We start from the raw sequence: 12,186 nt of genomic DNA, 5'->3' as shown, positions 1-12,186 counted from the left end.
TAAAATTTTCTTACTGTAATTCATGATTTTTTTACATATAACTTGTTTTAAATTTACTTTTTCTTCATAATTATTCAGCATTTTACAGTTAAATTAATTCTAGATTCTTTCTAGGGAAAAATATAAAAATTCGTAAGGATTCAAATTCCACAACGAGAATCAATACTGTTCGGTTAAGAGTTTTTGTAGGTTGGGTTGAACAAAGTGAAACCCAACAAACGCTTGTAAAAGTTGGGTTATGCCTTCGGCACACTGCGTGAACGTTCCTCAACCCAACCTACATAATTTCTAAGTTTTGAGCTTACCCTGGGCTAATACGCCCAAAATCATGAATCTTGAATTCTTACAGAAGTTCATTGTTTCTCTATTTCCTGTGCATCCTCTTCATCCCGAAATCAAATCATCACCTATTGGCAAATTTTTGAGGTAAATTGCATGAAAGCAGTAATTTTGGCTGGGGGTCTTGGTACACGCTTGAGTGAAGAAACCAGTATCAGACCGAAGCCAATGGTTGAGATTGGAGGTAAGCCGATTCTTTGGCATATCATGAAGATATATTCGGCTCATGGTATTAATGACTTTATCATTTGTTGCGGATACAAAGGTTACATCATCAAGGAATATTTTGCTAACTACTTCTTACATATGTCCGATGTAACTTTTGACATGAGATTTAACCAGATGAGTATCCATTCTGGATATGCTGAACCTTGGCGTGTTACCTTGGTTAACACAGGTGATAATAGTATGACGGGTGGACGTTTAAAAAGAGTTAGAGAACACATTGGTAATGACACTGTTTGCTTTACCTATGGTGATGGTGTCAGCGATATAAATATCACCGAATTAATCAAATTTCATAAAGAACAAAAAAGTTTAGTTACACTGAGTGCAGTACAGCCAGCAGGACGTTTTGGAGCAATTTCTTTAGGACAAGAACAAACTAAAATTACCAGTTTTAACGAAAAACCAGAAGGTGATGGTGCTTGGATAAATGGTGGTTATTTTGTTCTTGAACCAGAAGTAATTAATTTTATTGCTGATGACTCCACAGTTTGGGAGAAAGAACCATTAGAGAAGTTAGCAGAAATGGAACAATTATCAGCTTTCAAACATGATGGATTTTGGCAACCAATGGATACTTTAAGAGATAAACAATATTTAGAAGAGCTATGGAAAAGTGGTAAAGCTCCTTGGAAAGTTTGGGAATAGTAATTTTGGATTTTAGAGTTTGGATTGTAGATTTTGGATTGAAATCACGTAATCAAGTGAAAGGTTAAGTAATGAAATCAAATTTTTGGTACGGGAAAAAAGTTTTTATCACCGGACATACTGGTTTTAAAGGTAGTTGGTTGTCACTGTGGCTACAGATGTTAGGGGCTGAAGTTTGTGGTTATTCTTTAACGCCCCCAACATCTCCGAGTTTGTTTGAGTTAGCTCAGGTAGCTGATGATATGACATCGGTAATAGGAGATGTGAGAGAACTAAACTATCTCAAGGAGGTAATGCAGACTTTCCAGCCAGATATTGTCATTCATTTGGCTGCTCAACCATTGGTGCGTGAATCTTATCATCACCCAGTAGATACCTATGCGGTGAATGTGATGGGAACGGTAAATGTACTGGAAGCGGTCAGGACTGTATCTAGCGTCAGAGCAGTAGTTTCTGTTACTTCTGATAAATGTTATGAAAATCGGGAATGGGTTTGGGGTTACAGAGAAACTGATCCGATGGGAGGAAATGATCCTTACAGCAGCAGTAAAGGATGTGCTGAGTTAGTAACTACAGCTTACCGTCAATCTTTTTTCAATCCTATTGATTATGCTCAACATAAAGTTGCAATAGCCTCTGCTCGTGCAGGAAATGTTATTGGTGGAGGAGACTGGGCTAAAGATCGTTTGATTCCCGATATTTTAAGAGCTTGGTTAGTAGGGGAAGAAGTAGTAATTAGAAATCCACAAGCGGTTCGTCCTTGGCAGCACGTACTAGAACCTTTGCATGGTTATTTAATGTTAGCAGAAAAATTATTTACTGAAGGCTGTATTTATGGAGGAGGCTGGAATTTTGGACCTAATGAATCAGGAGTAAAAACAGTCGCTTGGATATTGGAACAGCTAAAACAACTTTGGGGTAATGATGCTAGTTGGATTCAAGATAGTAGATTTCAACCCCATGAGGCTAATTATTTAACATTAGATTGTTCTAAGGCTCGTAATCAATTAGATTGGGAAGCTCAGTTAGATTTAAAAACTGCATTAGCTTGGATTGTTGATTGGAATAAAGCATGGCAACAAGGCTATGACATGAAGGAAAAAACCCAAGAGCAAATTCAGAACTTCATGCAATTATCAATATCTATTGAAAAACCCATGCTGGTTTTGTCTTAAATAGCTAAAAGTTACTAATTCCACAGTTTTTTTAATATCAATGAGCATGATTGTTGGTGTTCACCATGACTAAATTACTCACCATTGCTATTCCTACTTACAACCGGGCTGAATGTCTTGATCAACAATTAGAATGGCTATCTCAGGCAATTCAAGGATTTGAATCTGACTGTGAGATTTTAGTTTCTGATAATTGCTCAACTGATAACACTGAGGACGTGATCAAAAAATGGCAAGAAAAGCTGAAAGATTTGACATTTCATGTTAATATAAATCACGTCAATGTGGGATTAATTAAGAACATTGTTTGTTGTTTGAATCAGAGTCAAACAAAATATGTGTGGACAATTGGTGATGATGATCCAATTCAGAAAAGAGCCGTTGCTTATGTAATTGATAAATTGAAGACTCATGAGAATTTATCATTATTATTTCTGAATTTTTCTGGTCGCCATAAGTTGACTAATAAACCAGTATATCCTCCAACTATTGTTGGTAATCGCTGGTTTGATGCTGATAGCGAAGATGGAAATGGAGACGGTAAGGCAATATTTGAATATTGTTTTGGCAAAAGTGTAGGTGCTGTTAGTTTTCTCTCAGCTTCAATATATCATGTTGACTTGGTTAAACACTCTCTGAAAATTTGGCCAGATGCTCAAAACAATTGGTTATCTTTAGTATATTTCGCTGGGTATTGTGCTAGTCATGGTTCAGTGATTGTTACTAAAGAAACCTATTTAGAATGTATTGTGGGGGTGAGTTATTGGCAAAAAGAGAGAAACTCAGCCTTATTAATGCAATATAAAGACATTCCAGAAGTAATTTTAAAGCTGGAAGAAGTTGGATATTCTCGGCAATTTTGTCGCCGCATGATGTTGCAAAATTTCCATGAGGTTGATTTAAAAGTTTTCTTGGGTGCTTTAAGAAGATGGCCAATGTCAGCAATTAAAATAGTTGTTCCTTTTTTAGCTTTAGCTGGTATGGCTGCTTTTGAGTTAATGCCAGTTAGGGAGTATAGAATGGCAGAATTTATCAGAAATCAGGGTTCAGAAGTCACAAGAAAGAAATAATTAAACCCTTTGTAATTAAAAATTAAATTTTTGATTGGTAGGTAGGGAGGGATGTTATGTTTGGCAAGATTCAAGACAAATTATCTTTGTTACAATCTGAATTGAATTATCAAACACAACTTAGACAACATCAAAGAAATTTACCTGCTCTGAATGCGAGCGATCGCTTGATTGTGGATGTTCTCAAAAAAGATGGTGTTTACATTACATCTTTATCTGAGTTAGGTTTAGCATCTACTTCAACAATGTGGGATATTGCTAATAATTATGCCCAGGAAATGGTAAATCATAGTAATATGCATGCAGGATATATGTTGCCGCAAATTTACACGGTTACAGATTTACCAGAATTTTTGGCTTGGGGAATTGAAAAACGACTACAAAACATTATTGAAAATTATATAGGTTTACCTATAGCTTTTCATGGTGTCCATGTGCGGAAAGACTACCCTAATGAGCAGCAATCAGAAACATTGCTGTGGCATAAAGATTCCGAAGATCGGCGCATGATTAAAGTCATTATCTATTTAAATGATGTGACAGAAAAACATGGACCATTTGAATATATACCACTACCAGTTAATTTCTTAGAACAAGTCAAATATTATCGACTTGATTATGAACTGTGGCGTTCGGGCTTCTTAGGAATTAATAACGAAAAAATGATGAAAATAATTCCTCAATCTGCTTGGAAATCATGTACTGGTAAAGCGGGAACTGTAATTTTTGCAGATACAAGAAATATTTTACATCACGGTACTGTCAAACAGAAAGAAAGAGTAACTATCTTTTTTGCATACACAGCTAACCCACCAAAACGACCTGAGCTTTGTACACAATACAATGATGATACCTTTACTAGAATCATTCCCCAAGTAGGCTTAGAAGGATCAGCCTAATTCAAAAATAAATTTGTGAACTTGAGCATAATTTTGTTGAAAAGCTATGATTTTCTCATCGACTCATATTGCTGGTGTTTTCATTATTGATCTAGAAGAAAAGCCAGATCATCGTGGTTTTTTTGCGAGAACTTTTTGTGGTGATGAATTTATCAGACATGGTTTAAAACCAACGGTTTCCCAATGCAATCTTTCTTTTAATCATAAAAAAGGTACATTGCGAGGTATGCACTATCAAATTGCACCCGCAACGGAAACAAAATTAGTGCGTTGTACTCAAGGAGCAATTTATGACGTAATTATTGATATGCGTCCTGAATCTCCTACTTATCTGTCGCATATAGGTGTAGAACTGAGTGCAGAAAATCGTCGCGCTCTTTATGTACCAGAAATGTTTGCCCACGGTTATCAAACTTTAACTGATAATGCAGAAGTTGTTTATCAAGTGGGTGAATTTTACACCCCTGGTTATGAGCGTGGTTTGCGGTTTGATGATCCACTTTTAGATATTTCTTGGCCTTTGGCTGTCACTGAAATATCTGAAAAAGATCGCAATTGGCCTTTATTGGAATCTATTTTAATAGGAGTTTAAGATGATTATTCTTGATCAAGCTTTAAAAGCCCGTGCAGAGTTAGGAAAACCTGTAAAAGTAGGGATGATTGGTGCTGGTTTTATGGGTCGGGGTATTGCCAATCAAATTATTAATTCTGTTCCCGGAATGGAATTAGTTGCGATTGCAAACCGACACATTGATACAGCGAAAAGAGCTTATTTAGAAGCAGGAATTGAGAATTTTCAACCTGTTTCTAGTGTAGTAGATTTAGAAGATGCGATCGCTCAAGGTGGATATGCAGTAACAGAAGATGCAATGTTACTGTGTGCAGCAGAAGGAATAGATGCAATCATTGAAGTTACAGGAACAATTGAATATGCTGCTCATTTAGTCATGAGAGCGATCGCCCATCAAAAGCATATCATTTTAATGAATGCAGAACTTGATGCCACAATTGGACCAATTCTCAAAGTTCATGCTGACCGCGCTGGAGTGATTTTAACAGCTTGTGATGGTGATCAACCAGGGGTAGAAATGAACCTCTACCGCTTTGTGAAAAGCATCGGTTTAACACCCTTATTGTGTGGCAATATTAAAGGTTTACAAGACCCCTATCGTAACCCTACAACTCAAGCCGGTTTTGCTCAACGTTGGGGACAAAATCCCGCAATGGTGACAAGTTTTGCAGACGGTACAAAAATTTCCTTTGAACAAGCAATTGTTGCTAACGGCACAGGAATGAAAGTCGCAAAACGGGGAATGTTAGGCTATGAATACACAGGTCATGTTGATGAAATGACCAAAATGTATGACATAGATAAACTCAAAGAATTAGGCGGTATTGTTGACTATGTAGTAGGAACAAAACCCAGTCCTGGAGTCTTTGTTTTTGCTACCCATGAAGACCCCAAACAAAGACATTATCTCAACCTTTATAAATTAGGTGAAGGACCCCTTTATAGTTTCTATACTCCCTATCACCTTTGCCATTTTGAAGTACCCCTTTCTGTCGCCCGTGCAGTACTATTTCATGATGCTGTATTAGCTCCCCTAGCAGGTCCAGTAGTAGATGTTGTTGCTACAGCCAAAATTGATTTAAAAGCGGGAGAAACACTAGATGGCATTGGTTATTACATGACCTATGGACAATGTGAAAATTCAGACATTGTGCAGCGAGAAAATTTACTACCAATGGGGATAGCTGGAGGATGTCGTTTAAAACGAGATATTCAGAAAGATCAAGTCATTTCTTATGATGATGTAGAACTTCCAGAAGGTAGACTTTGTGACAGATTACGTGCTGAACAAACAGCTTATTTTGCTCCTGCGAAAACTTTAGCAGGTGTCAAATAAAGTAAAAAATTAACCACAAAACGTAAGCATTCAGCAGTCAGTGAGAAAGAAGAAAATTATCAATAATAGCTAATTACTGATAGCTGAATACTTACATCAAAACTGAAATTTAGCCCCCTTGGTTGGGGGCTGAAAATTTTTTATCACTGAGATTTGAACAAATTGATCTTTTTGTTCAAAACGAGCAAATCAACGAGACTTGACCTGGTATTCTGTTACAACTTCCAGTTTGATCAGAAAAATTACAATTTTTATTAACAAGTATCTACCTAGTTGAAAAAACACCAAAGGCGAAATATCAACATATCTATAGAGTAGATTTTTCGTGGTTTGCCAATGGTATTGTCAAATCCCTTTGGTTGTACTAATTACTAACACTATAAATGCCTGATTAAGTAATGTAATTGAATGTACAAACCTTGTGGGTTTTGCCATTCATCAAATTAGCAGTGCGATAGCTAGACTAACCAAAGCTATCAGACACTTGCTACACTGACGTTGCAGCTTGTAACTACCTAAGGAAGGGTTTAGTACAGACATAATACTGCTATAAACATAGAGATTATTAACATCTGTACACCCTGATGCAACAGCCAATAATTTAGTCAAATAGTCAACACTATCATATAAGGCATCATCCATGAAAATAGCTCTAGTCCATGATTACTTAACCCAGCGCGGTGGGGCAGAGCGAGTGTTTGAATTGCTTTGTAAACGCTACCCCGAAGCCGACATTTTCACATCCTTGTATGATCCACAGAAAACAATTGATCTGGGTGAACGTTTAGTTAAAACAACTTTCTTACAAAATATTCCCGGTGCTGCCAAGTATTTTCGTGTGATGGCTCCTCTTTACTTTCCTGCCTTTCGAGCCTTAAATTTAGAAGACTACGATTTAATTATCAGTAGTAGTACAAGTTTTGCCAAAGCAGTGCGTAAAAAACCACAGGCAAAGCACATTTGTTTCTGTCATAATGTCACTCGTTTCCTATGGGATACAGAAACTTATTTACGGGAGTATGGAGACTATAGCTATTTTGCCCCCTTAATTGAAAAAATATTTGCAATGATGAGAAATGTAGACTTGAAATATTCTCAAGAACCAGACCTCTACATTGCTAATTCCAGCGTTGTTGCCCGTCGCATTCAGAAAATTTACGGTAAACAAGCAATTGTGATTAACTATCCAATTGATACAAATCAGTTTGTTTTTTCTAATACTAAGGATGAATACTACTTGGCATCGGCGCGGATGATAAGTTATAAACGTCTTGATATAATAGTCGAGGCTTTTAATTGGTTAGGGTGGAATTTATTAATATCAGGTGACGGACCCGAACTAGAACGGTTAAAATCGAAAGCATTAGGCAATATTGAATTTTTAGGTCACGTTACTGATAGCAAACGTAAAGACTTATTTTCTAGTGCTAAGTCGATTATTGTTGCCGCTTTAGAAGACTATGGATTAGTTCCAGTAGAAGCAAATGCTAGTGGAACTCCAGTAATTGCCTATGGAGCCGGTGGGGTGTTAGATACTCAAATACCTGGTAAAACGGGAGTTTTTTTTAAGAGACAAACACCCGATTCTCTACAAGCCGCATTATTAGAAGCTAGAGGCATATCTTGGAATTACGAAACGATTCGTAATCATGCCGTAAACAATTTTTCAGAACAAGCATTCTTCTCTAAAGTTGAGGATATTCTTGTTCAATTTGCTGGTGTGCATCACTCATTTATTTAACTAGTTAGCTTCACCCTTTAACAATGGAAAATTAACAATAGACAATTGACAATTACCTCTGGAGCAAATGAAAAAACTGTCAATTGTCAATTATCAATTATCAATTGATAAAGGGTAGCAAACTAAGCATAGCGTCTCCCAAAGAAGGATAATAAAAGTGGTTCAAACTAGTCTAAATCCCCAGATAACTCCAGTAGCAGATCAAGAACCAAGTTATGGACAAATGTTTGCTGTTTTGCTCAGGAGAATGCCCTGGGTTGTGTTAGTATTTCTGAGTTCTATGGCACTGGCAGGAATCATAACTTTAAAGACCAAGCCCACCTTCCAAAGCACAATGCAACTGTTAGTAGAACCTAACTATCAAGGCAAAAAAGAAGGAGTAGACCCAGTAGAACGTCAGTTTACAGATACTAACGTTGTGGTTGATACTGCGACACAATTGAATTTGATGCGGAGTTCTGGACTAATCCAAAAAGCAGTTGATAAACTCAAGTCGGAATATCCAAATATCACAGTAGAGGAAGTTAAAAAATCCTTAGTCTTAACTCAAATCAAAACTCCAGAAGATAATATCGCTACTAAAATTTTTCAAGTTGACTATAGTGATGGTGATCCAGAAAAAACGCAAAAAGTGCTAACTGCCATTCGGCAAGTTTATGTTGAATATAACAAACAACAGCAGGATATACGTTTAAAAAGAGGTCTGCAAGTTATTAGAGAGCAGTTGCGAAAAGCTAATGATGAGGTGAACGCATCAGAAGCCAATTTGCAACGATTTCGGAGAAACCAGAATTTAATTAATCCAGAATTGCAGGCCAAAGCAATTGAAGAATCTTTGAATAATATTCAAAAAGAGCGACAAATAACTCGTTCTCAATATGAAGAAGCTGTGGCCAAGCAGAGGTCTTTGCAGGAACAGTTGAATCGTTCTCCTCAGAATGCCTTGGTTTCCTCCCGTCTCAGTCAGTCTACACGTTATCAAGGCTTACTCAACGAAATCCAAAAAACAGAACTAGCTTTAGCACAGGAACGCTTACGTTTTACTGATGATACTCCCGGTGTGCAAAAGCTTCAAGAACAATTAAACAGTCAAAAAGAACTTTTGCAAAAAGAAGTCAGTAGAACTTTAGGTAGACAGTCTAGCAGTGCATTCAGTTTTGGAGACAATCTGCTAGAACAAGGCCAACTGGGAGAAATTGACCTTAACCTCACAGGTGAATTAGTAGAAACTCAAACCAATATAGTTTCTTTAAGCGCCCGTGATCAAACTTTGGCAGAAAAAGAGAAAGAACTAAGAGCGCAACTAAAAAGGTTTCCTTCTCTCTTAGCTTATTACAATCGCATACTTCCCCAATTAGAATTTAGTCGGGAAAGAATGGAACAATTGTTGAGAGCAGAACAACAATTGCGCCAAGAACTTGCCAAAGGTGGCTTTAATTGGGAAGTGGTGGAAGAACCACAAAGAGGCATACAATTAGGACCAAATCTCAAACAAAATCTTTTGTTGGGCGCAGTAGTGGGATTTATTTTAGGCGGTATTGCCGCCTTTATTAGAGAAGCATCGGATGATTCTGTACACACTACTGCTGAATTAGAAAAACAAGTTGCTCTACCTTTGTTGGGAACAACTCCCAAATTGCCACCAGCTAAACCGAAAGAATCAATCATCAAATTGCCTTTTGGTAAACCTGAAGTTCTTGCTCCTTGGACAATTCAAGTCTTACAATCTCCACCACGTTGGGAATCACTAGACTTGATTTATAAAAATATCGAACTTCTCCACAATGTCTCTGAATTAAAATCTTTGATGGTGACATCAGCATTGCCAGATGAGGGTAAGTCAGCTTTCACTTTAGGTTTAGCTATGAGTGCGGCCAGGTTACATAAAAAGGTGCTTTTAATTGATGCTAACCTACGTGATCCTAGCTTGCACAAACAGTTAAATCTTCCTAATGAACAAGGTTTGTCCACTCTATTATCCAGTGATGTTAGCCTTCCTCATCAAATAGGAATTCCATACTCCGGTTCATCCTATATCGACATTTTAACCGCTGGTCCAATACCTGTAGATCCGGCTCATCTTTTGAGTTCTCCACGCATGATGGAACTGATGGCAGCATTTGAAGAAAACTATGATTTGGTACTCATAGATGCTCCTTCAGTTATCGGTATGGTGGATGCAATGCTGACAGCTTCATCTTGTCGGAGTGTAGTTATGGTAGCCAGCATTGGTAGGGTGACACGCAACCATTTAGCCCAAGCTACAGCAATGTTGAGCAAGTTAAATCTGATTGGGGTTGTGGCTAATGGAGTATCTAATTCTGATAGCACTTATGTTCCTTATGTCAAACAAAAACAATTAGTGCTAAAAGAATTTGTGGAAAAATAGCTCAATGATTTCCACGGTTCCATTTTGTGGCAACAATACTTTGTTTGTGAGTAAGTATTCAGCTATCAGTAATCAGTAAATACCTATGCCACGCTACGCTAACAGCTTTCAGATGTAAGTAGAGTGGTTGTTAATAAAATCATAATTTTACTAGATTACCAGGCTTTGAGTAGATAAATTCACAGGCTGAAATTTGTGTTTTTGTGAGTTTTGCTGATGGCTGAATGCTTACCTTTGTAAATATTCGACTCAAAATTTGGCTTGGTAAATATGAAAAAGGTTATGGGTAAGGAAATTAATCCTTTTACCCTTGCCTTTTTTTATCATGAAAAGACAAGAATTGAGAGTTGAGGGTTTTTCCCAAAATATAGCTATAGCCATCAAGATTAGGACATCAACTATAGCAGGTGACAGGTGACAGGTGACAGTAAGAAATCCGGGTTGAAGTGTCTAAGTTTTAGTTTTGGCGAATGTCCTAACTACCTTGTCTACAGCTATACCAAAAAGAATTTTGCAATTATCGTCAAATAAAAAGTGTATAGATACCCGAATTCTTAAATAAATCGGGGATCTGGATCTGAGTTTTTTTTTAGTTTGAGCTACTTATAATTATATTTCTAATCCAATTAGTTAGTTTTTAAATTACAGAATTTATGTATGATGTTTAACACGAAAAAATATTGATTCATCATAGCTTAACATTATGTGTGAAAAAACCTATCTATTTAAAGACTCAATAAAGAATTGATTTAATCATTAGTTAATTCTCGTTTTTATTATATTCTAGAAATTGAGGACAACAATTCAACAGACTGAAATTAGAGGATTCCTGTGATAGCTACAACAGTATTAAGTAGCGTCAATTAAATTAATTTAGCGAGCGTTCCTAAAGGTAATTCCACTCTACATATACCTAGAGTAAATACCAAGTTTCCTAAATCTCCATTTATCTTAATTGCTGTTGCTTAACTGTTTTTGTTGCTTTCTGTACATCTTCATATCTACAGAATTGCACAAAGGTTAACTCATATTTTTAGGTCAGTAATTGGCTACTGTACAAACGCAAATACCTATGACAACTTCAATTTTTCCTAGTTTACAAGAACACACCAACATATCACAGTTGTCCCCCAAAAATTATCAATTACAATACTGCACAATTCAGTGGCGTATGGGTCAGCTATTAGTGAAGTCTCGTGTAAATTTACAACAACCATATTTACCTGCTCTAGATAACGAACAATTATTAGTAGAGTGTTTAAAACATTCTCCTGTTAATTTAGTAACCATAGATCCACAACTAGGTAATGCTGCATTAAAATTTTGGGCAAATGCTTGTAAAAAAGCTCAAAAACCAATATATATCAGCCCATCATCTATGAACCAATTCACAAAAGAAAGTTATCAATTATTCAGGGTAATCCAAAGAATAACTGATTGGCTTTTAGCGTTAATTTTGTTGCTATTGGTTAGTCCTTTAATGCTGGGATTAACTATACTTTTGTGGTTACAATCCCCAGAATTTATTTTTTCTTATGAGTGGCAGATTGGTGAGCGGGGTAAACTATTTCAATCGCTCAAGTTTTGTACAAGGGAAAAACAGAACATCTCATTTTTAGGGGTTTTGATGCGTAAATATGGTCTGAATAATTTACCTAAGTTATTCAATGTACTGCGTGGGGATATGAGTTTGATTGGCTCTCGTTGTTGGGATTTAACAGATGCAGTCCACCTAAGTTTAGAAAATGCAGAACAACTCAATCAGCTATCGATCAATACTGCTAGATAATATC

Annotated in this window: 9 protein-coding genes; all 9 read left to right on the top strand. The window is 36.7% G+C overall.

The window, feature by feature from the left end; translation table 11 throughout:
- The first annotated feature begins 435 nt into the window (after positions 1–435).
- The 9 genes from rfbF (at position 436) to hepC (ending at position 12,182) form a co-directional block, all read left to right on the top strand.
- On the top strand, positions 436–1,212 hold the full coding sequence (gene rfbF, locus IQ237_RS15910; RefSeq protein WP_194056813.1) for a glucose-1-phosphate cytidylyltransferase: 777 nt from the start codon (positions 436–438) through the stop codon (positions 1,210–1,212).
- 71 nt (positions 1,213–1,283) lie between these two features.
- A complete protein-coding gene (rfbG, locus tag IQ237_RS15905; protein WP_194056811.1) occupies positions 1,284–2,387 on the top strand; it encodes a CDP-glucose 4,6-dehydratase in 1,104 nt (367 codons plus the stop codon).
- Between the two features lie 65 nt (positions 2,388–2,452).
- Positions 2,453–3,457: a glycosyltransferase family 2 protein gene (locus tag IQ237_RS15900; protein ID WP_194056809.1), complete on the top strand. Its 1,005-nt coding sequence runs from the start codon at positions 2,453–2,455 to the stop codon at positions 3,455–3,457.
- Between the two features lie 56 nt (positions 3,458–3,513).
- Positions 3,514–4,356, top strand: coding sequence for a phytanoyl-CoA dioxygenase (locus tag IQ237_RS15895; RefSeq protein WP_194056806.1), 843 nt, complete (start codon positions 3,514–3,516; stop codon positions 4,354–4,356).
- Positions 4,357–4,402: 46 nt separating this feature from the next.
- The gene (rfbC, locus tag IQ237_RS15890) at positions 4,403–4,948 is read left to right on the top strand and encodes a dTDP-4-dehydrorhamnose 3,5-epimerase (RefSeq protein WP_194056804.1); all 546 of its coding nucleotides are present in this window, start codon (positions 4,403–4,405) and stop codon (positions 4,946–4,948) included.
- Between the two features lies 1 nt (position 4,949).
- Complete coding sequence (locus tag IQ237_RS15885; RefSeq protein ID WP_194056802.1) at positions 4,950–6,263, top strand: NAD(P)H-dependent oxidoreductase; 1,314 nt, start codon at positions 4,950–4,952, stop codon at positions 6,261–6,263.
- A gap of 640 nt (positions 6,264–6,903) precedes the next feature.
- The gene (locus IQ237_RS15880) at positions 6,904–8,004 is read left to right on the top strand and encodes a glycosyltransferase (RefSeq protein WP_194056800.1); all 1,101 of its coding nucleotides are present in this window, start codon (positions 6,904–6,906) and stop codon (positions 8,002–8,004) included.
- A 157-nt stretch (positions 8,005–8,161) separates the two neighbouring features.
- Entirely contained in the window at positions 8,162–10,393 is a 2,232-nt protein-coding gene (locus tag IQ237_RS15875; protein WP_194056798.1) for a polysaccharide biosynthesis tyrosine autokinase, read from the top strand.
- A gap of 1,072 nt (positions 10,394–11,465) precedes the next feature.
- Entirely contained in the window at positions 11,466–12,182 is a 717-nt protein-coding gene (hepC, locus tag IQ237_RS15870) for a heterocyst development glycosyltransferase HepC (protein WP_194056796.1), read from the top strand.
- Positions 12,183–12,186 lie beyond the last annotated feature (4 nt).

It is taken from the genome of Sphaerospermopsis sp. LEGE 08334 (assembly GCF_015207205.1).
In the GTDB taxonomy this organism is placed as follows: Bacteria; Cyanobacteriota; Cyanobacteriia; order Cyanobacteriales; family Nostocaceae; genus Sphaerospermopsis.
This window is presented reverse-complemented; position numbering and strand designations above follow the sequence as displayed.

Excerpts from the sequence above, each read along its gene's own strand:
- rfbG (WP_194056811.1), top strand. The coding sequence starts at position 1,284 with ATGAAATCAAATTTTTGGTACGGGAAAAAAGTTTTTATCACCGGACAT.
- rfbF (WP_194056813.1), top strand. The coding sequence starts at position 436 with ATGAAAGCAGTAATTTTGGCTGGGGGTCTTGGTACACGCTTGAGTGAA.
- IQ237_RS15900 (WP_194056809.1), top strand. The coding sequence starts at position 2,453 with ATGACTAAATTACTCACCATTGCTATTCCTACTTACAACCGGGCTGAA.
- IQ237_RS15880 (WP_194056800.1), top strand. The coding sequence starts at position 6,904 with ATGAAAATAGCTCTAGTCCATGATTACTTAACCCAGCGCGGTGGGGCA.
- IQ237_RS15895 (WP_194056806.1), top strand. The coding sequence starts at position 3,514 with ATGTTTGGCAAGATTCAAGACAAATTATCTTTGTTACAATCTGAATTG.
- IQ237_RS15885 (WP_194056802.1), top strand. The coding sequence starts at position 4,950 with ATGATTATTCTTGATCAAGCTTTAAAAGCCCGTGCAGAGTTAGGAAAA.
- hepC (WP_194056796.1), top strand. The coding sequence starts at position 11,466 with ATGACAACTTCAATTTTTCCTAGTTTACAAGAACACACCAACATATCA.
- rfbC (WP_194056804.1), top strand. The coding sequence starts at position 4,403 with ATGATTTTCTCATCGACTCATATTGCTGGTGTTTTCATTATTGATCTA.